This is a genomic window from Paludibacterium paludis (assembly GCF_018802605.1).
Lineage (GTDB): Bacteria > Pseudomonadota > Gammaproteobacteria > Burkholderiales > Chromobacteriaceae > Paludibacterium > Paludibacterium paludis.
The window spans coordinates 1,323,024-1,342,277 of record NZ_CP069161.1 but is presented as its reverse complement, the minus strand read 5'-3'; the positions used below and the strand labels follow the sequence as shown (position 1 = coordinate 1,342,277).

The 19,254-nt window shown below is 63.2% G+C and carries 24 protein-coding genes; 7 read left to right on the top strand and 17 right to left on the bottom strand.

Annotation, left to right across the window (positions count from 1 at the left end; all coding sequences use genetic code 11):
• Nucleotides 1-26: 26 nt before the first annotated feature.
• Nucleotides 27-2,006, top strand: coding sequence for a bifunctional tRNA (5-methylaminomethyl-2-thiouridine)(34)-methyltransferase MnmC2/FAD-dependent 5-carboxymethylaminomethyl-2-thiouridine(34) oxidoreductase MnmC1 (mnmC, locus tag JNO50_RS06175; RefSeq protein ID WP_189531225.1), 1,980 nt, complete (start codon nt 27-29; stop codon nt 2,004-2,006).
• Here mnmC and JNO50_RS06170 read toward each other — a convergent pair.
• Complete coding sequence (locus JNO50_RS06170; protein WP_189531227.1) at nt 1,993-2,442, bottom strand: acyl-CoA thioesterase; 450 nt, start codon at nt 2,440-2,442, stop codon at nt 1,993-1,995. The two genes, mnmC and JNO50_RS06170, sit on opposite strands and share 14 nt — an antisense overlap.
• A 389-nt stretch (nt 2,443-2,831) precedes the next feature.
• Here JNO50_RS06170 and JNO50_RS06165 point away from each other — a divergent pair, with 389 nt between their 5' ends.
• The 3 genes from JNO50_RS06165 to JNO50_RS06155 all read left to right on the top strand — a co-directional run bounded on the left by JNO50_RS06165 (nt 2,832) and on the right by JNO50_RS06155 (nt 4,373).
• Nucleotides 2,832-3,020, top strand: coding sequence for a hypothetical protein (locus tag JNO50_RS06165; RefSeq protein WP_189531229.1), 189 nt, complete (start codon nt 2,832-2,834; stop codon nt 3,018-3,020).
• Between the two features lie 244 nt (nt 3,021-3,264).
• Complete coding sequence (locus JNO50_RS06160) at nt 3,265-3,633, top strand: helix-turn-helix domain-containing protein (RefSeq protein WP_189531231.1); 369 nt, start codon at nt 3,265-3,267, stop codon at nt 3,631-3,633.
• Between the two features lie 362 nt (nt 3,634-3,995).
• Complete coding sequence (locus JNO50_RS06155; RefSeq protein WP_189531233.1) at nt 3,996-4,373, top strand: helix-turn-helix domain-containing protein; 378 nt, start codon at nt 3,996-3,998, stop codon at nt 4,371-4,373.
• A 207-nt stretch (nt 4,374-4,580) separates the two neighbouring features.
• Here JNO50_RS06155 and JNO50_RS06150 read toward each other — a convergent pair whose 3' ends face one another.
• Nucleotides 4,581-5,120: a VOC family protein gene (locus JNO50_RS06150; RefSeq protein ID WP_189531235.1), complete on the bottom strand. Its 540-nt coding sequence runs from the start codon at nt 5,118-5,120 to the stop codon at nt 4,581-4,583.
• Nucleotides 5,121-5,337: 217 nt separating this feature from the next.
• Between JNO50_RS06150 and JNO50_RS06145 the strand changes: the two genes are divergently transcribed.
• The 3 genes from JNO50_RS06145 to JNO50_RS06135 all read left to right on the top strand — a co-directional run bounded on the left by JNO50_RS06145 (nt 5,338) and on the right by JNO50_RS06135 (nt 8,027).
• Nucleotides 5,338-5,568: a DUF3761 domain-containing protein gene (locus JNO50_RS06145; RefSeq protein WP_215796509.1), complete on the top strand. Its 231-nt coding sequence runs from the start codon at nt 5,338-5,340 to the stop codon at nt 5,566-5,568.
• A 92-nt stretch (nt 5,569-5,660) separates the two neighbouring features.
• Entirely contained in the window at nt 5,661-6,773 is a 1,113-nt protein-coding gene (locus tag JNO50_RS06140; protein WP_189531239.1) for an ABC transporter substrate-binding protein, read from the top strand.
• A gap of 6 nt (nt 6,774-6,779) precedes the next feature.
• Nucleotides 6,780-8,027, top strand: a complete 1,248-nt coding sequence (locus tag JNO50_RS06135; RefSeq protein ID WP_189531245.1) for a GGDEF domain-containing protein — start codon at nt 6,780-6,782, stop codon at nt 8,025-8,027.
• Here the strand turns inward: JNO50_RS06135 and JNO50_RS06130 are convergent, their stop codons facing one another.
• From JNO50_RS06130 to JNO50_RS06060, 15 genes are all read right to left on the bottom strand, one after another.
• Complete coding sequence (locus JNO50_RS06130) at nt 8,028-8,672, bottom strand: alpha/beta hydrolase (protein WP_189531247.1); 645 nt, start codon at nt 8,670-8,672, stop codon at nt 8,028-8,030.
• Between the two features lie 121 nt (nt 8,673-8,793).
• Nucleotides 8,794-9,234 carry a lysis system i-spanin subunit Rz gene (locus JNO50_RS06125; protein WP_189531249.1) on the bottom strand — a complete coding sequence of 147 codons (441 nt, stop codon included), beginning with the start codon at nt 9,232-9,234 and terminating at the stop codon, nt 8,794-8,796.
• Between the two features lie 2 nt (nt 9,235-9,236).
• Complete coding sequence (locus JNO50_RS06120; protein ID WP_189531251.1) at nt 9,237-9,503, bottom strand: hypothetical protein; 267 nt, start codon at nt 9,501-9,503, stop codon at nt 9,237-9,239.
• The gene (locus tag JNO50_RS06115) at nt 9,500-10,168 is read right to left on the bottom strand and encodes a transglycosylase SLT domain-containing protein (RefSeq protein ID WP_189531252.1); all 669 of its coding nucleotides are present in this window, start codon (nt 10,166-10,168) and stop codon (nt 9,500-9,502) included. Before JNO50_RS06115 ends, JNO50_RS06120 begins: the two co-directional genes overlap by 4 nt.
• Before the next feature lie 3 nt (nt 10,169-10,171).
• Complete coding sequence (locus JNO50_RS06110) at nt 10,172-10,495, bottom strand: hypothetical protein (protein ID WP_189531253.1); 324 nt, start codon at nt 10,493-10,495, stop codon at nt 10,172-10,174.
• A 38-nt stretch (nt 10,496-10,533) separates the two neighbouring features.
• Nucleotides 10,534-10,962: a phage tail assembly chaperone gene (locus JNO50_RS06105; protein ID WP_189531256.1), complete on the bottom strand. Its 429-nt coding sequence runs from the start codon at nt 10,960-10,962 to the stop codon at nt 10,534-10,536.
• Between the two features lie 4 nt (nt 10,963-10,966).
• Nucleotides 10,967-12,319 (bottom strand): gp53-like domain-containing protein, encoded by a 1,353-nt coding sequence (locus JNO50_RS06100; RefSeq protein ID WP_189531258.1) that lies wholly within the window; start codon nt 12,317-12,319, stop codon nt 10,967-10,969.
• A 91-nt stretch (nt 12,320-12,410) separates the two neighbouring features.
• Nucleotides 12,411-12,842 (bottom strand): phage tail assembly chaperone, encoded by a 432-nt coding sequence (locus JNO50_RS06095; protein ID WP_189531260.1) that lies wholly within the window; start codon nt 12,840-12,842, stop codon nt 12,411-12,413.
• A 9-nt stretch (nt 12,843-12,851) separates the two neighbouring features.
• Nucleotides 12,852-14,186, bottom strand: coding sequence for a gp53-like domain-containing protein (locus JNO50_RS06090; protein WP_189531262.1), 1,335 nt, complete (start codon nt 14,184-14,186; stop codon nt 12,852-12,854).
• Nucleotides 14,187-14,207: 21 nt separating this feature from the next.
• On the bottom strand, nt 14,208-14,858 hold the full coding sequence (locus JNO50_RS06085; RefSeq protein WP_189531264.1) for a hypothetical protein: 651 nt from the start codon (nt 14,856-14,858) through the stop codon (nt 14,208-14,210).
• Nucleotides 14,858-15,982 carry a baseplate J/gp47 family protein gene (locus JNO50_RS06080; protein WP_189531267.1) on the bottom strand — a complete coding sequence of 375 codons (1,125 nt, stop codon included), beginning with the start codon at nt 15,980-15,982 and terminating at the stop codon, nt 14,858-14,860. Before JNO50_RS06080 ends, JNO50_RS06085 begins: the two co-directional genes overlap by 1 nt.
• 3 nt (nt 15,983-15,985) lie before the next feature.
• Nucleotides 15,986-16,351 carry a phage tail protein gene (locus JNO50_RS06075; protein WP_189531269.1) on the bottom strand — a complete coding sequence of 122 codons (366 nt, stop codon included), beginning with the start codon at nt 16,349-16,351 and terminating at the stop codon, nt 15,986-15,988.
• A complete protein-coding gene (locus JNO50_RS06070) occupies nt 16,348-17,013 on the bottom strand; it encodes a phage baseplate assembly protein V (protein WP_189531271.1) in 666 nt (221 codons plus the stop codon). Before JNO50_RS06070 ends, JNO50_RS06075 begins: the two co-directional genes overlap by 4 nt.
• Nucleotides 17,010-18,098 (bottom strand): phage late control D family protein, encoded by a 1,089-nt coding sequence (locus tag JNO50_RS06065; RefSeq protein WP_189531274.1) that lies wholly within the window; start codon nt 18,096-18,098, stop codon nt 17,010-17,012. The genes JNO50_RS06070 and JNO50_RS06065 overlap by 4 nt, the downstream gene beginning before the upstream one ends.
• On the bottom strand, nt 18,095-19,249 hold the full coding sequence (locus tag JNO50_RS06060) for a LysM peptidoglycan-binding domain-containing protein (protein WP_189531275.1): 1,155 nt from the start codon (nt 19,247-19,249) through the stop codon (nt 18,095-18,097). The genes JNO50_RS06065 and JNO50_RS06060 overlap by 4 nt, the downstream gene beginning before the upstream one ends.
• Between the last annotated feature and the right edge of the window lie 5 nt (nt 19,250-19,254).

The window sequence follows — 19,254 nt, the reverse complement described above, 5'->3', positions numbered from 1 at the left end:
GAGAGGAACCCGGCACAAGCGAGCTTATGACACACAACGCGGAACTTGACTGGCGCGACGGCCAGCCCTTTTCGACGACTTTCGGCGACGTCTATTTTTCCCGGACGAGCGGGCTGGACGAAACCCGCCATGTTTTTCTGGACAACAACAGGCTTGCCGAACGCTTCGCGGCGCTGGCGCCGGACGGCGTGTTCACGATCGCGGAAACCGGCTTCGGCACCGGCCTGAACGTGCTGTGCGCCTGGCAGTGTTTCGAAGAGCACGCGCCGCCGGGTGCCCGGCTTGACATCGTCAGCATGGAAAAGCACCCGCTGTCCCGCGAGGATCTGGCGCGCGCGCTCGCGTTGTGGCCCGAACTGTCGGATTTCAGCGGCAAGCTTCTCGCGCAGTACGGCGTGCCGGGTCCGGGCTGGCACCGGCTCGTTCTCGCGGAGGGGCGAGTGACGCTCACGCTGGTGATCGGCGATGCCCTCGACACGATCCAAGAAATCGATACCCGGGTCGACGCCTGGTTTCTCGACGGGTTCGCCCCCTCGAAAAACCCCGGCATGTGGCACCCCGAACTGTTCTCGGCGATGGCCAGGCTTGGCCGCGACGGCGCCACCTTCGCCACCTTCACCTGCGCCGGCGCGGTGCGCCGGGGTCTGGCCGAGGCGGGCTTTCACGTGGAAAAGGTGCCAGGACACGGCCAGAAACGGGAGATGTGCCGCGGAGTGCTGATAAAACAGCCCGAACCGGAATGGGAGGCGCCATGGTATGCCCGGCCGCCCTTGCCGGCCGGACGCAGCGCCATCGTCGTCGGCGGCGGACTCGCCGGCGCGGCGAGCGCGCGCAGTCTTGCCGCGCGCGGCTGGCAGGTCACGCTCGTCGAGCGCCATCCGGCGCTGGCCGCGGAAGGATCGGGCAATCCGCAAGGCGTGCTCTATGCCAAGCTGTCCGCGCACTTCACCCCGCTGACGCGGTTGATCCTGTCCGGCTACGGCTTCAGCTTGAGAACGCTGTCGGCGCTGCTCGGCCCGGATACCGGGGCCTGGCGGTCAAGCGGCGTGCTGCAGTTGGGCTTTGACGAAGAGGAGCGGAAGCGGCAGGCGCAGCTTGCCGCGGCGGGATTGCCCGAAGACTTCGTGCGCGCGGTGACGGAAAAAGAAGCGTCGGCGCTCGCCGGCATTCCGCTGTCCAGTCCGGGGCTGTTCTTTCCGGAAGGAGGATGGGCGCACCCGCCGGCGCTGGTCGCCGCCATGACCGATCACCCGAATATCACGGTACGCGCCGGGCAACCCGTCATCGAACTTGACCGCAATCCCGTTGACGGAGAATGGATCGCCGTCGGCCCGGAGGGTCCGCTGGCCATCGGCTCCGTCGTGGTGCTGGCCTCGGCGGCCGATACGGCGGATTTCGACAGCACGTGCCACCTGCCGCTCAAACGCATCCGCGGACAAATCACGCAAGCGCGCGCCACGGCCGGGTCGCGGCGCCTGAACACCGTGCTGTGCGCGGAAGGCTACATCTCGCCGGAACGTGGCGGGTCGCATTGTCTTGGCGCGACCTTCACCTTCAATGACGACGGAACGGACGTGCGCGACAGCGAACACGACGCCAACCTCGCCATGCTCGCCGGCATGGCGCCGGCGCTTCACGCCGCGCTCGGCGAGGCCCGTTCCGGGCCGCAGGTCGAGGGCGGGCGCGCCGCGTTCCGCTGCACCAGCCCCGACTATCTGCCCATGATCGGACCGGTGGTTCGCCAGGAGGATTTTGTGGCGGCCTGGCCCGAACTCGCGCGCGACGCCACCTCGCGTCCGGCAACGCCGGCGCCCTGGTGCCCGGGGCTGTACGTCAACACCGCGCACGGCTCGCGGGGTCTGGTGACCGCGCCGTTGTCAGGCGAAATTCTCGCCAGCTACCTGTGCGGCGAAACGGCCCCCCTGCCAAGCTCGCTGATGCGCGCCGTTCACCCCAACCGCTTTCTTTTGCGCGACCTGAGCCGCGGCAAGCTCACTTCCCGCTAGCGCCGCAACCGCCATGGCGCGCGACGGCGGCCTCCAGCACGGCGCGGATATCGGCCGGCACGGGAACCGACACGCCTGCGCGGTAATCGACCCACACCAGGGTCACGTCCGCGTAGGCGTACACGGTGTCAGGATCGCCCTTGCGATAGAAATGGTGGCGGAATTTGATGCTGCTGCGGCCGAGCTTTTCCAGTTCGATGGTGATTTCCACCTCGGCAGGATAAGTGAGTTCCTTGCGGAACGTGCACGAGGTGCTGGCCAGCACCGGGCCTTCGCCGTCCGGATCGATGCCATGCCCAAGCGACTCCAGCCAATCCAGCCGGATCTGCTCCAGGTAGCGGAAATAGTAGGTGTTGTTCAGGTGCCCGACAGCATCCATGTCACCCCAGCGCATGGTGATGCCATGCCGGGAGATCTCGGGATAACACTTTTCCATTAAGAATATTTCCTGACGAACGTCGACACAGGCATTCTATTCCAGCCAACATGACAGTGGTCACGGCACCATGGGATAGGCCGTTGCCGCATTGCAACACTCTCTGCCGGGTTTGGCCACTTAGGCATCTTTCCCGCCACCGCCTCAGCGGCTGCTAATTGTGCATACGCTGAAGATCAAACACTACATTTAGCGTTACTGTAAACAAATTACTCTTTACAAAACCGACAAAAGCGATCAACTTCTTGCTGAGGGCGCGCGAAGGACAGTTGCGGCGCAGGCAAACACCTGACCGATAGCTTGTCGAACCACGCTGGTGGCGTATCTGTCCCGGATCTGCACTCCCTCGAGCAGGTGCTTGGCAGTCCATCAGACAGTGAGGTATCAGCATGATCTATCGCATCCCTCTCAGCGTTCGTCGCAAACAGGCTCGCGATCAGCACGAGAGTTTCCTGTATGCCGTGGCCAAACCCCAATTGAGCGGTCCCGAGAAAGCCCGTCAGCAAAAAGTCCGCCAGAGGGCTCATGACCGCGACGATGCACGGTTCCTGGCGGAGCGTTGCGACGACCTGTTCTGACCCGTTTTCCTCCCGCCCGACACATGGGGCAGGTCCACCTGCCCCGCCCCTTTTCCCGTCCTTTCGCCGGCCCCGCACTCCTCCTCTTTCGGTTTGAAATAAGCGTTAACAATTAAACCGTTCAACATACCCGTAAACTAATTATTATCAAGTTACGCTAGGACATAAAAAGATGCCAAAAGAATACGCCCTCGAGGCGAAGGCACAAAACACGAAACCAGGCTTTTAAGGTAATGAGGACATCATGAGTGCAGAAAACACTATTTCATTTGACCCGCGTAGCCTGCGGCTCCAGCTGGACATGAACCAGCAGGAGTTCTGGAGCGCTATCGGCGTCACCCAGTCGGGCGGCTCCCGCTACGAAAACGATCGCCGCATACCGCGTCCGGTTATGGAACTGTTGCGTCTTCGCTACCAACTGGGCATCCCCCTGGAAGGCGTGACGCAAGAGAATGCTTCCATCATCCGGGCGATCGCCAGCGGCGAGATGAACACCGACTCTTTGCGCCGTAACGTCGAGCGCATCCAGGCCGTGCTCACGGCCAGCGAGAGCCTTGCCCAGGAGGCGGCCAAGCTGTCGGTTGCGGCGGAGGCGTTGCTGGAAAGCGAATAACAACCGGTCAGACACGAGCAACCGGGACTATGCTAAAAACATAGTCCCGGTTTTTTCTTGCTTCAGCATTATTCGCAACTCCTGAGATCTTTTTTTATTCCCCGCTCACAATGTGTCGGACAGTCAGATTCATCGACAAAAAAGCCGACCGGCCAATACCATCTGCAATTAATTCGATTGAAGCGATTCCTTATGCCATAAGCCGGGATTATCAATCTATCTCTGGATTAACTTCGTTTTATATGAGAAGATTAGTCATTCCGCACACCGGATGGTTAGCTTTTATCCGGCTGACATTCCGCTGTTTTCCCGACAAGCGCTGAATATTCTCTACCCGGGAATGACATGCCCAGGAAAATGATATGCCTATTGCACCGAGTGATTATTTGACCGCAGCGAGCCGTCTCATCAACGATTTTCAGGAACTGGTCTGCGCCGATGTTCCATTGGTCGCCATTTCCATTTTCTTTGCGTTGCCTCCCGAAGGCGCCGCTCCCCGTTCGGAAATCGTCAAGCAGGCCGCCAAGGAAGTGTCATCGGGCGCCGTATCGCGCGCGTTCAGCCTGCTGGCGGGCCTGGACAAGACACGCAAGGCTGAATCGAAAATCACCCCGCTGGTCGAGTTTTATCCGGATCCGAAAGACCGCCGCCACCAGCTCGTCCAGTTGACGCCGAAAGGACGCGAAGTCCGAGGTGAAATGCTGGATCGGGCGTCAAGACGTGGCGTGGTAGCGTGCTAAATCGTTTCAGCAAACATTAAAAAGGCCGTTCCGATATTTTCTGGAACGGCCTTTTTAATTTAAAACAATTATATAACGCCCACCACAAAGTCAAGCGTAAGACTACTTAATTAACCGCCGCTCGTTTACCGTAATAAGACCGGGCGGTTCATGTTATTCCTTGCCCCATCAAAAATAAACTATAAACTCCAAACCGTCCGGCATTATTCATCCAGGATGCCCGCGTCCATCATGCATCCAGCTTGCGTGCCGGGGTGCGCGCCGGGTGCGCGACCATTCCTCCAGCATGGCCCACTTCACTTCGTCGAGTTTTTCATACATTCTCGGCGTGGCGGTATTGGCGGCCAACTCCAGCCGGTGGCCATTGGGATCGAAAAAATAAATCGAGGTGAACAAGGTATGGTCGGTCGGTCCGACCACCTCGATGCCATCCGCCTCGAGCTTCGCCTTGGTCGAGAGCAGCGTTTCGACGGAATCCACCTCGAAAGCGATGTGCTGGGTCCAGCGCGGGGTATTCGGGTCATGCCCCATCGGCGGCCGGGTCGGCAATTCGAAAAACGCCAGAATATTGCCGCCACCGGCATCGAGAAAGACATGCATGTACGGATCCGGCTCCCGGGTGGACGGAACCTCGTCTTCGGCGATCGCCAGCACGAAATCCATGTCCAGATACTTGCCGTACCACTTGACGGTCTCCATGGCGTCCTTGCAGCGGTATGCCACGTGATGGATTTTAGTGATTTTCATGTTTCCTCCTTTGTCATTGTGCCGTTCCGCGCCCGCCGGCTGTCGGAACGTCCGGCGATGAGCTTACCCCGAAGCCCCGGCCCGGCACCATCCAATGACAAACAAATTTCCCCACCGGCTATGCTTTAGTTGTGAACAACGCCGGTTATTCTCATGCTTATTTCATTGACTCATGGCACACTTTCCCGATCACACGCCGTTTTGAATGGAGAAGCCAATGAACCTCGCGCCGGTACTGACCGTCCTTGTGGTCGCCGCCACGCTTGCCCTGCCTGCCGCCACCGAGGCCCGGGGTCATGGCGCGCATCGCCACCGCGACGGTTCCCATGCCGTCGCCACCCGGACCGATATCCCCACGGCGCGATGCCGCGATGGCAGCGACAGTTACAGCCGGCACCGCCGGGGCACCTGTTCCCATCATGGCGGGGTTGCGGTCTGGCTGCGCTAAAGAGCATGGTTATTGCGTAGGCTCTATCGATGAAATCATGTAACATATTTTTATAGTTCGACATGACAGCGAGACGCGCCGCGAAATTCTCCATGGCCATATCATGCCGCTTTGCCTGTGCGCTATGGCTGATGGCCATGTCGCTGCCACTGTTCGCCCAGTCGGTGCTGTTCATCAACCCCGGGCGGTCCGATGAAGCGTTCTGGGTCGCGGCATCCCGGGCCATGAAATCCGCGGCGGCCAGCCTCGGCGTATCGCTGGAAGTGATCTACGCCGAACGCGATCACGTGCGCACCCGCGAAATCGCCCGGAACATTATTGCCCGCCCGCCTTCCCGCCGTCCCGAATACGTGGTGCTGACCAACGATTACGGCACCGCGCCGGAGTTGCTGCGCGCTTTCGACGGCAGCGGCATCAAGACCTTTCTCGCCTATAGCGGCATCGACGCGCCGGCCGACCGGATACTGACGGGCCGTCCGCGGGAGCGTTACCCCGACTGGCTAGGTTCGCTCGAGCCGGATTCGGAGGCCGCCGGCTATTTGACCGCCAAAGCCCTGTTCGCCCAGGCGCGCGCGGGGCACGCCGCGGCCATCGACGGCCGGCTGCATCTTCTGGCCATTGGCGGCGACCGCTCCACGCCCACTTCGGTCAGCCGCAACCGGGGCATGCGCCGGGCGGTTGTCGAGGCGGGCGACGTGACGCTCGAACAGGAAGTCTATGCCGACTGGAAGCGCGACAAGGCCGCGGAAAAAAGTGACTGGCTGTACCGGCGCTACCCGCGGGCGCGCCTGGTGTGGGCCGGCAATGACATGATGGCCTTCGGCGCCATGAAAAGCTGGAAGAACCGGGGAGGAACGCCTGGCAAGGACGGTTTTTTTTCGGCGGTGAACACGTCGGATGAGGCCATGCGGGCGGTTACACAGGGACAACTCGCCGCGCTGGCCGGCGGGCATTTCCTGGCCGGGGCGTGGTCGCTGGTGATGCTCTACGACTACGCGCATGGCAAGGACTTCCGGGACGAGGGGCTGGAACTGGAAAGGCCGATGTTCATGGTGTTTTCCGCGGCGGACGCCGAACGTTACCTCGCCCGTTTCGGGCAGGGCGACTTTTCGCGTGTCGACTTCCGGCGCTTTAGCCGGGTGCTCAATCCGAAACGGCGCCACTATGCGTTCGGCCTGCGGCAACTCCTTGACGGACACGGGTGACCTGCGATGCCGTCCAACGCCTACCGCCCCCTCGCCGCCGCGCTGATCCGCAAGACCATCCTGCTCGTCACGGCCTGCGCCTGCATCATGGCCGCACTGCAAGCGTTCCTGGCCTACCGCGCCGAACGCGAGTATTTTGCGCAGTCGCTGCACGATATCGCCAACACCAGCGTTCCCCTGCTCTCCGTCAGCCTGTGGGACATCGAGCCCGAGTCCGTGCGCCGCCAAGTCAAGGCCATCGCCGAGCGCCGGCAGATCGGCTATGTGCGGCTGGAGGTGAAGACCGGGCAGGTATTCGAGGCGGGAAAGCCGCAGATGCAGGCCGGAGGCGACGGGCAGCATTTTACGATTCCCTACCCGTACAAAAATGGCGGATCGATCGGCACGCTGGACATCTGGCCGGATAGCGAGGCGTTTTATTCGGACGTGGTGGCCGGGCTGTTGCCCACCCTGCTCGGCTATCTGCTGCTCGCCATTCTGATCTGCGCGATGATCGCTCTGATATTGCGCCGTGATTTGCAAAAACCCATGCACCAGATCGCCGGCTTCGTGACGGATTTGCGCCCGGAAACGCTCACGCGCCCTCTTCGGCTGGGCCGGCCGACCGGCCGCCGGCGGGATGAAATCGATCTGGTGGCCGAGGGTTTCGGCAAGCTGCAGGCCGGACTGAACCGCCACATCCGCGATCTTGACCAGCGGGTCGCGGAACGCACCCTGGAACTGAAAATGGCCATGGAGGCGATCCACGAGATTTCGATCACCGACCCCTTGACCGGCTGCTTTAACCGGCATCTGTTCGACGAGCGTTATCCGCGGGAGGTCGAACGCAGCGAGTGCAACCATCTGCCGCTGTCCGTGGTGTTCTGCGACATCGATCATTTCAAGTCGGTCAACGACAATCACGGGCATGTCGCCGGCGATCTGGTGCTCGCGCAGGTGGCCCGTTGCCTGCAGCGGGAGCTGCGCGCGGATCTGGACTGGATCGCCCGCTTTGGCGGCGAGGAGTTCGTCATCGTGCTTCAGGAGACGCCCCTGTTCGGCGCACGCGCGCTGGCGGAACGCCTGCGTCAGGCGGTGGCGGCCGAAGCGATCGAACTGTCCGGAGGACCGATCCGGATGACGGCGAGTTTCGGCGTGGCCGAACGGCGCGCCGACGAGGACGCCACGGCACTGCTTGCCCGGGCCGACGCGCTGTTGTATCAGGCCAAGCAGGAGGGCCGCGACCGGGTGTGCGCGGACCGGTTTCAGGACTAATCAGGCAAAAAGACGGGTCAAGGCATCGCGGCCGAGCTCGACGCCTTCGGAAGAAATGCCGTGCGCCACGCCGGGCAGCAACACGTGTTCGGCGCGAAAGCCCGAGTCGTGCAGGGTTTTGGCGGCGCTCACGGTCTCCTGAAACGGGATCACGGTGTCACCCAACCCATGGATCAGCGTCACTTTGGCCGGATTATAGGCCGATACCGCCGATGCCAGCCGTCCCGAGTACCCCACGACACCGGCCACGCCCACCGGATCGCTGACGACATGGTGCAAGGCCATGATGGCCCCCTGAGAAAACCCCGCCAGGGCAACCCGGGCGGGAAGCGCCTTCCAGTACGCCATTTCCCGGTCGATCAGCGCGTGCAGTCCCGGATAGGCCGCGGCCACGCGCGCGCGGCGGCTGGCGGTATCGATACCGCCAAGGCCGTACCATACCCGGCCCCCGCGCCGGCCGCCGAACGTTTCACCTCCGTCGAACGAGACAAAGGCGGTATGCGGCAGCGCATCGCGCCAGGCCTCGGCCAACGGCAGCAGGTCCCGGCTCTCGCCGCCCGCCCCGTGAAGCAGGATCACCAGCGAGTTGGCCTCCCCGTCCCGCGCCGCGAGTCGCCACCCCCGATCGAATTGTTGCCATGCCATGATTCGCTGTCCTCCAGATCATTCGCGAACCTCCGGCATCGAGGGCCCGCCACCTGGCCAGTATACGCCCGTACCCCGGGCGGCAAGCCATGACCCAGGTCAGAAGGGGCGACATCCGGCGCTATTCGGGCCCGGCGCGCTCGGCGCTCAGAAGCCGCTGGCAGGCGGCGAGCTGTTCGGTATTGCGATCGGCGTCGGCGGCGAGCCGAACAAGAAACGCCGCATCTTCAGGGAGAAGTCCGCCGGCCGCGCTCGCATCACGCTGTCCGGCACCGGCCGGGGCGTCGGGCACACGGGCGGCGAGACGGCGGCGCAGCTTGAGAGCGCCAGAGCGCAAATCATCGATGGTGCGATTTTTTTCATCGAGTTGTGTTTTCCATGCATGAGTCAGCTCCCGGTCAATCACACCGAACGCTTGCGCGTCGGCCCGTTCCCGCTCGCGGGCGCGGGCGGCGGCCATGGCGGTTTTTGCCGCCAGCTCGGTCCGCGCCTCGTGGCGTCCCCAAAAAAACAGGGCCGACCCGATGGCCAGCCCCGCGATCAGCACAATGAGAACCCTCATGGTCAGCTGCCTCCGGTCTTGAGTGTCGCCACGGCCTTCATGCCCTGCCACAGCGCCGTACCGAGGCCGACCACCAAAAGCCCGATGAAGGCGCGCCAGAAGGCATCGCTGATACCATCGACGCGGCGCGCCAGCTTCACGGCATCCGACACCCCGGCTTCGATCAGGGCCTTTTCCGCGCCCTGGCGCGCCGCCTCCTCCAGCAACTCCCGAAACTCCTCGCGCGGCATCGTCACCACCTCCGTGCATTCACAGTGTCTGTCCATCATCCCCCCTCATCCAGGTATGGCCGGTAGCGAGGAGCCCGCACACGGATGATGTTGTGCGGGTACTCCCTGTTGACCTCGAAAGCGGATTTGCCATATCCCTTCCACTTCTTGCGGCTTTTGTTGCTGGTTTTTTCCACATGCCCCCACCAGCGCGCCGGATCGCAGCCCGGTGTGTTGCGGCACAGCGCCCGGTCGGCGCGCAGCCCGCCGCCGCCCCCGTTGTAGCAGGCGAGCATCATGGCGGTGGCGTCGTCCCCCGCGGCGCCCACGGCATGACGCCGGCACTCGCGGTCCATCACCAGCATGGCGCGGATCTGGCGCATGGGGTCGAACCGGTCAGACCACGCCCAGCCGGCAAGACTCCGGTCGCGGGTTTTAACGTCCGCGAAGTTGTCGAAGCGGCGGGTGACGGTCAATTGCCCGAGTCCGAAACCGTACTCCCGATCGGTGGCAAGTTCTGCGTGCGGATTCCAGCACTTGGCGCTGGCAAGACTCGGGCAGGTTTCCTGCTCGATCTGCCCGGCGAACACCGAGCGCGGACGCACTTCGGGCAACACCACCGCCGCGTCGCGGGCCAGGAGGGGCAAGTACTTCACGGCATTGGGCGGCAGTCCGCCGGCCAGGGCCGGCAGGACCATCAGCCAGCCGATGATGATCCTGCGCATGGCCTACCCTTTCGTCAGCATCACGGTGAGAATCGGCATCAGTGCTTGGATCACCATGCACAGCCCCAGCACCACAAGCCCCGCTCCGACCGGATGCTCGAAGGCGCGCAGGGCGAAATGCTGCAGATCCAGCCGGTGAAACAGCAGCCGGCGGATCAGGTGGGCCATGGCGGTGGCGAAGAGCGCGCAGCCGGCGAACTCGATCGGCGCGCCCGCGGCGGGGGGCAAACCGAACAACGCCAGATGCCCGTCCGCCAGAGCGACCAGCGTGAGCCCGCCCAGCAACAACAGGGTGAGACGCACCGCATCGCGAATCACGATGTGCATACAGACCTCCAGAAAGAGAACGACCCGCACAAGGCGGGTCAGGATTGGGGCAGAGCGGCAAGCCACGAAGGGGGTGCGGGCCATGCAATCGAAGAAGGAAAGCCCTTCTGCGCCGGCACGTCGCGCAGCGCCTGGCGGTACTGCATCAGCTCGGTGTACTGCGCGCCGGAGAGACTGGTTTTGACGCCGGTCTCGACCTGATCGCGATGCCGTGCGATCACCCAGTCGGTCGAACCCACCAGAGCATCGCGCCGGGCGCGTGCCTGCACGGCGAGCTGATCGGCGGTCGGTGCCGGCGGATCGGCCAAAACCGGTTTGCCGTCCGCCCCGGCGACGATCCGTTTCCCGGCCGCCTGGCCGTCCAAGAGAGCCCGGTACTGGGCATCGGTCAGTTCAACGGCGTCGGAGGGAATTGCCGCACAGTGGAGTTGGCGGCTATAAAAACCGCTAGACTTCGAATAGAACAAAATTCTATCTCCCAATGGCAAAAAATGATCCAGAAGACGGGCCTGACACAGGGGTGCCAGTGGAAGAAATCCAACTAAGCATGGTGAATCCGGCCTGGGTTAGATTGCTCCATCCATAAGTGAATGACCCCCATCCATTAGGTCCGGTCGTTAGCATTAAAACCATGCTCGGGAACGCCATGGGGAACAACAGGGGCCCTGACGTGCCATTCGCCATATTTACTGTGCCCCACTGAATGATCAACCCGCTCGGCAACCGCTGCCAACCGTTGCCGGGGTAGGTACTTGATGCAAAATCTGTTGCAGACCGTAGCGATGCGCTACCGCCTGAAAGCCGCCACGTTCCAGAGCCGTTCGACTCAAAAATAGCCGAGTCACCCCGTGCGAGCAAAATCGGGAAATTACCTGCCGAGGTGTCTATAATGTCGGCCAACGATGGTTGCACCGAAACAACAGAAGTCGAGCTGCGGTTAAAAAAGTGGACCTGCGCACCAGCTGCAACCGATGCAGGTGGTAACGTTACGACGCAATTAGAACTGGCAGCACCGATAATCATCGCGCCAACATCATCTGCCGATAGCGCAACCGACCCCGAGATCACTCGCTCACCGCGTACACATCCCAGCGACCGCTGCACAAACTCCGTCGTCGCCACCCGGGTGGACTTGTCGAACTGGGGCGGGGTTTGCAGCAGAGTCGGTGTCGTGCCCAGCATGTTCGGGTTGAGGTACGGCACGTTCGGGTACGGGGTGATGTTTTGGTTGGTCACCGTGGTTTGCCCGTTCAGCACCGTGATCACCCACAACCCGACGTTGCCGCTGTCCGGCGCCGGAGTCTGCTGGCTGCCGCTGGCGGCGGCGATGCCGGCCTTGAGCGACACCACGGCCACGCCGTCACGCGCGGTGGCTTGGCTTTGTCCGTTGTTATCCTGACCGGTAAAAGGCTGATTCGGATTCAGGCTGTTGTAGTACGGCAAAACGGTCGGGTTGATATCCTGGTCTTGGTAGACAACCTGAACCAGATAGTTAATGGCTTGCCCAGCTGCGGTGGGCGGGGTGATCGTCAAGGAGGTTCCATCCTGCAAAATCCCCTGCTTCACCACTGTGCGGCTGGTATCGGCACCAAGACTCGACCAGGGAGTGGCTTCCAGAGGCTGCAGAGTGTAGATGTTGCCCGGTGCTATGTTCACCTGCAGGCTCGCCGGCGCGGTCGGCGTGCAGGCGAAGCCTGCCACGGCCGGACCGCCACCGAAGATGTCCTGCATCAACCGGCCCATGCCGACCATGGTGTCGCGCCCCATATTGAGCAGCGTGGTTTCCGGCAGGATCTGACCGGGATAAATCGTTTCACGACGCATTGCGTGCTCCCAAAATAAAAAAGACCGCTCGGTGCGGTCTCGTCACAATCATGCAAATAGTTCAATCCAGCTTCGAGGTTATTCGACCCGGTTACGACTGAGTCAGGGTTTTCAGCCAAGCGGGGGACGTGGGCCAATTGATCGAAGAGGGGAATCCCTTCTGTGCCGGCACATCGCGTAGCATCTGGCGATACTGGATCAACTCCGTGTACTGAGATGCGGGCAAACTGGTTTTGCTCCCGGCATCGAGTTGGTCACGATGACGGGCGACAATCCAATCGCTCGAACTGACAAGGCCATCACGTTGAATTCGAGCTTGAACCGCCAACTGATTGGTAGTCGGTTCTGGAGGATCGACCAACACCGGTTTGCCATCCGCTACAGCCACAATCTGCTTTCCAACCGATTGACCATCCAGCAGTGACCGATAGTGTTTGTCTGTTAATTCGACGGAGTCGGGAGGCATCAGGTTACAGTGAACAGACTCGTCATAAAATCCGCCAGTTGATTGGCTAAAATACATGGTTTCTCCTTAATACCCGATGGCTAACCAATTAACTGTAATATTTGGTCCTGACGCAACTACACTACCTATTGCCGTATCGAACCAACACCCATCCGTGCTAACAACCGTGGTTCCACTGTTGATGGCGGAAGAATAGAGCGCAAGAGTGGCATTAGGGAACGTCAGTGGAAATTTAAATTGTGTTTGGGTATTTGCTGTAATGACGAGAATCTGCCCCCACTGAATAATCAAACCACTCGGCAACTTTTGCCAGCCATTTCCGATGAAGGACGCGCGGAATTGCGCCTCGTTCTTCAGTACGGCAGTACCGGCTGTCCGCCAAACCGTCGCTGCTTTGGTCACAATCAGAAACTCACCTTGCCCAAGGGGTAATGTCGAATACTTAACGCCAGCGGCGACAAATCTATCATTCCCGGTGGCCACCAATGTATGTGTTATTGGTGTGGAGTCGGAATGGATCAGAAATGCAGCGCCCTCAGGCACTGAGGCCAAGGATGGCATGGTGACAGTAAACGGCGTTGCACTGGCCAAATTAATCCACTTACCGGTATCGGATGCGCTAAGTGTCGTTGACTCGTAGAATTCAACGCCTGACTGAAAGTTCCCCAGCGCCCGCTGCACAAACTCCGTCGTCGCCACCCGGGTCGACTTGTCGAACTGGGGCGGAGTTTGCAGCAGGGTCGGCGTCGTGCCCAGCATGTTCGGGTTGAGGTACGGCACGTTCGGGTACGGGGCGATGTTTTGGTTGGTCACCGTGGTTTGCCCGTTCAGCACCGTGATCACCCACAACCCGACATTGCCGCTGTCCGGCGCCGGAGTCTGCTGGCTGCCGCTGGCGGCGGCGATGCCGGCTTTGAGCGACACCACGGCCACGCCGTCCCGCGCGGTGGCCTGGCTTTGTCCGTTGTTGCCCTGGCCGGTGAAGGGCTGGTTCGGGTTCTGGCTGTTGTAGTACGGCAGCACCATCGGGTTGATGTCCTGATCCTGGTAGGCGACCTGAACCAAGTAGTTGATGGCCATGCCCACCACCGCCGGCGGGGTGATGGTCAGGGCGGTGATCTCCGGCTGGAGGCCCTGTTTGACGGTGGTGTGGCCGGTATCGGCGCCCATCGTCGACCAGGCGGTCGCTTCCAGGGGTTGCAGGGTGTAGATGCTGCCCGGAGCGATGTTCACCTGCAGGCTCGCCGGGGCGGTCGGCGTGCAGGCGAAGCCCGCCACGGCCGGGCCGCCGCCGAAGATGTCCTGCATCAGCCGGCCCATGCCGGCGAGGGTGTCGCGGCCCATGTTGAGCAGCGTGGTTTCCGGCAGGATCTGGCCGGGGTAAATCGTTTCACGACGCATTGCGTGCTCCTGTTGTGTGATTCAGTGACTGATGCGCGCCCAGACGAGCGTGCCGGCCGGTTTCACGGCGTTGATCGCGGCGAGGATGTCCGCGTCGCTGACGCTCGGGCGCATGACGCTTTCCGGCGCCACGATGGCGTTGATGCCGAGTCCGAACGGGTTGCTGGCCACGCCGGGGTAACCCGCGGCGCCGTTGCCGCGCGGCCTGAAGGCGGTGACGAAGGCCTGGAACGGCAGGGTGAGCGACCCCACATAGCCCGCCGCGCCCAGCGCCAGGTTCACGCCGACCGCGCCGCAGTCGGACATGCGCGCCGGTTCGATGACCACCGGTGCGCGGCCGGTCAGCTCCAGCAGCACGTCCTCGACCGCGCGGCGCGTGCCCCGCTCGCGAAACAGGTTGATGCGGATCCGGTTGCGAAAACTGCTGTCCGACTGGCCGGCGCCGCGCCGGAACGCCTCGCCGAAGAAATCCAGCGCGAAAAGATCGAGCGCGGAATCCGCCATGCTCAGCAGCCGGGTCTGGGCGCGCACGTAGAGGTAAAACGAAAAGAACCAGGCATGCGCCGTGGCGAGTCCTTCGAGCACCGCGTCGCGCACCGGATTGTCGTCGCCGAACCAGGGCGGCAGCTGGGTGGCCAGCCGCCTGACAAAATCCTTCACATCGCCTTTCATCAGATCACCCCCACATCCGTGGTCTTGATCACCTGTTGTCCCGATGCGATCAGATCGGCCGTTCCGCCGTTGAGCGTGAGATCGGTCACGTTGGTGATGGCCGGGCTCGCGGCGTAGGCAAGACTCGCGATCATCGACCAGGGCAGCGACTGCCCGAGTTTCAAGCGGTTCACGTAGTCGATGATGGCCTGGCGCACCAGATTGCAGGCATCGTTGTGATCGACCGAACCGTCGGTGCGGATCGCCAGCCGGATCGAGGCGGACAGCCGCGCGGGTTTGAACACCGCGAAGGTCGAGGTGAACGGCCGGACCAGATCGATGGCGTTATAGGCCGACGACAGGGTCGTGGCGGTGGGGCTGCCGGTGCCGTCATCCACCACCACATAGAAAAACCCCGGCTGCGCCACACCGTCGTAGCGCCGGTTCTCCACCACCACGCAGCTCATGCCCTGCGCCATGGACAACACGGCGTACTCCACCGCCGCCCGGGTGGCCTTGGACAGGCTCGCCACCCAGGCCACGAAGCGCGCGCGGACCGCGTCGTCCGATTCGGCGTTGCGTCCGCCCGCCATCGCGGCGGCGTTGACGCAGGTATCGACGCCCGGAATCGCGCCGGTGATCTGTGTCACCATTCCCGAGAGCGCATTGCCCTTCTCCCCGGGCCGCCGCGCCACCACCGGCAACGCGATCTCGCGCGCGCCGGCCGGCAAGGCGTAGCCGTTGCGCTCGGCGCTCCAGGCCGGGTTCGAGGCATCGGGCACCACCACATAGGACTGACTGCCGTCCGCCGTCTCCACCGTGGCGCCCGCCGGGATCAGTGCCGGCAGATTGGGCGTGAAGCGGGCGAAGGTCACGAAGCCGCGTGCCTCGACGGCCGGCAGGCGCGCAAAGCCGAAGTCCGCCAGCCAGCTGTCCAGATCCTCGCCGGACGAGGTCGACGCCCGGGTACGCGCCAAAAGCTGCAGCACCAGCTGCTGCAACCACTGCACCACGCTGGCGTTGCTCTCGGCCAGCGCGCGCATCAGCGAACCGATCGTGGTGTCGACCAGTCCCGCCGCGCGCGCCTGGATCGCCGTCACCTGGTCGCTGACCAGCTGCGGCCATGTCTTGATATTGAAAGCCATATGTCACCTGTTCAGATTGAAGGCCAGAGACTGCATCTGGCCGGTTGGCGCGTCACGGTAGCGAACGGTCACCGACACGCCGTCCTGGATCGGCTCGACCACCACTTGCGGACGCGGATCGCGCGCCACCGCACTCTCCAGAAGGATCTGGCGCGCCACGATGGCGCGGATGCGCGGCACATCGAGGTTGTCGCCGACAAAACAGCCAAGCCCCGCGCCGTACTCCGGATGCGCCCGGTAATCGCCGGGATTGGTCACCAGGCGGCGCAGGATGCGCTGCCGGCCTTTCTCGGGACCGGTAACCGGCAACAGATCGCCGGTCGCCGAGATCGACAGATCGCTGCCGACGTAATGATGAAGATCCTTCACTGCGGGCCTCCCGTGGTGCCGCCGTGCGCGTCCGGATGGACGTGACGCGCAAGGCTGATGCCGCCGCCCCGGACATCGCCGCTGGCGGTGACCGAACCGCCGAACGTGGCGTTGCCGCCCTGTCCGCCGCCCTGGCTCAACGCGCCGCCGATGGTCACATTGCCGGTGAATTCGCTGTTCGGCGCGTCCACCTTCACGGACGACGCCTTGAGGGTCGCGGCGCCGCTCACGGTCGCGCTCAGATTGCCGGCAACGGCAACGCTCAGGTCCGCGGCGGCGATCACCTCGACACGTCCGTCGCCATGGAACTTCAGGGCGCTGCCCGACTGGTGGACGAGCCAGCCCTCCCCGGCCGGCACGGACAACGGGCGGTCGACATCGTTGAAAAACCGCATGGACGCCATGCCGGCATCCACGCTCCCTTCCTGGAACTCGACCTCGACGGTCTCGCCCAGCGCCGGCGCGAAAAACGCCCCCCAGCCGTTGCCGACCCACGGGGAGCCGAGCGGAATCCAGCCGGTTTCCACCTTGCCCGGCTCGATCCTGACCTTGACCGCGAACTGGGCCGGGTCGTAGGCGCTGATCACGCCCAGGCGCGTTCGCGCCGAATCGTCGGCCTGGCGCGCCCGCGCCGCGATCTGGTTCTGCCACTGCGCAATCATGCTTGTCCTCCTTCCGTCGCCGGGTTGCGGTTCTTGGCGCTCACCGACATGAGATAACCGCCCTCCACGTCCAGCGAGCGGCGGATGCTGTCCACGTAGTAGGTCTGATCGAAATCGCTGGCGGTGCCGGCCACTTCGATCAGCACGTCGGGCATCAACAGGTTGTCGCCCGGCAGCGTCGCTTCCAGTTTCATTTCATGGCGCGCGATTTCGTCGTACAGGGCCACGGCCTTGCGGCGGGCGGCATCGCGCGTCAGATTGGGATACGTGAAACGGTACTGGCTCGCGCCCCCGCCGGCGCCGTCCTTCTTGCCCTTCGGCTCCGGATGCGTCACGGTGAAACCGTTCTTTTGCTTGACGTTGAAACTGGAGACCGACACTTCGATACCGCGTGACACCGAGAGCGCGCGCTCGAAGGCCAGGGTTCGCACCGCGCAGACCGGCCCGGATTGCGCGTCCGACCAGTCGATGCGGTAAACATCGGCGCCGCCCGGCGCGGGCATCGGCGCGAAATGCAGCTCCCGGCCGCTGACGAAGCAGGCGAACTCCTCGCGCCGGGCGAGGTAGGTCAACAGATCCCATTCGCTCATCTCGTCCTGCAGCTGGACGTGGTCGATCTGGTAGTAGCTGCCCGCCCGGGTCCGCGTCTCCGCCACACGGGGTGTGAGATCATGGGCGCGCGCGATTTCCGCGGCGATCTGCGACGCGGTCAGGTTCTGCCACTTGCGCGAGATCTTGGTATCCGCCAGCAGCGAGGTCAGATCTCGTCCCTCCAGAGTCAGGGTGCCGGCCACCGGGTCGTACACCAGCGTGTCGGCATTGCCCAGCGCGAACGAGCGCAGCCCCGTGCCGTCATCGAACTGGACTTCCACGCGGAACACCGTCTGCCGGGAAAACCAGTCGATGTCGTAGCCCTCCGGCAGGCTCGCGCGGGCGAACACCACGCGGAAGGTGTCGGCGCTCAGGAAGGCGTTGTTGTCGACCTCCATGGCGATCCAGCCGGTCATTTCCCTGTCGTTCAAATAACATCGCCCGCGGACCGGGCGGGCGATGGAATGAACGGCGTTGTCGTTGAGTCGAGTCATGATGGCAACCGGTAAGCGGGGTTATCGGGAATCAGCGCATTGGCCGAGGGCCTGGGCGGAATCCGGATGACGTTGATGCCCTCGGGCAGCACCGGATCGTCCAGATGGTTGGCCTCGGCGATCACCGGCCAGTGCGCGACATTGCCCAGCTCGCGCGCCGCGATGTCATACAGGTCGCCGGCGGCCCGCACCACCGAGCGCACGCCGTTTTCAAGTCGGCCCTCCGCTTTCGAGACCGTCTTGCCCGCCGCTTCGACCGACGCGGCGAAGGCCGGCAGGGTTTCCAGCGCTTTCCTGGCGTCGCCCAGAGAGTCCTGCAGGCGGTAAAGCGCCGGCAGCTTCACCCAGGCGTCGACCCGGCCCATCATGTCCTGCGCGGCGCGCGCCACCGGATTGCCCGGCGCGAGCCCGCCCAGGGTGACGACTTTGCTCACCCCTTCTTCGATGACGGCAATCTTCTGGGCGACGGCCTGTTGCGCGCTCACCAGCTTGCTGACAACCCCTTGAACCTGCGTCACGGCGGCCGTGGCCACATCGTGCACGGTGTTGATCGCGTCCTTGACGGCCGTGACCGCCTCCATGATGCGCGGGTCGCCCAGCTCTTCGGCCTGGGCTCCGGCATTGTCGACCGCTTCGTTCACTTGATCGGCGACATCGGGAGCCGTCTCCTCAGCGGAAGCCGTCGGCACCTCCAGCACCATGCAGCGGATCGTGTAGTCGATATGGGCATGGTTCAGGTATTTGGAGGTATAGCCGGCGACGACCACCCGGAAGCTGTACACATCCCAATTGAGCATGTGCGTCCCGGCGTCCGCCGCCAGCGCCCTGAGCGCCTCGTCGCGCGCCACGGCGCCGGGCCCGTCCAGCGTGCCCGACCACTCCACCGGCTCGTAAAACGCGCCCAGCGTGTCGACGATGCGCGCTCCTCCCACCAGATCGTGGCTGACCAGCCGCTGCTGCAGGTGGATGCCGATCTGCTCGGGCAATTCCAGGCCGGTGAACTCAATGTCGCCAAGCCTCAGGCGGGTGGCGCCCAGCACATCGCCGTCGGCGGCGACCCCCTCTTGCTCGTCATGCTCGCCGGCAAACGATTCAAGCTTGCGGGTCAAGCCCGCCACGCCCTCGCCCAGCGATGAAACAGAAAAAGCCATAGTCG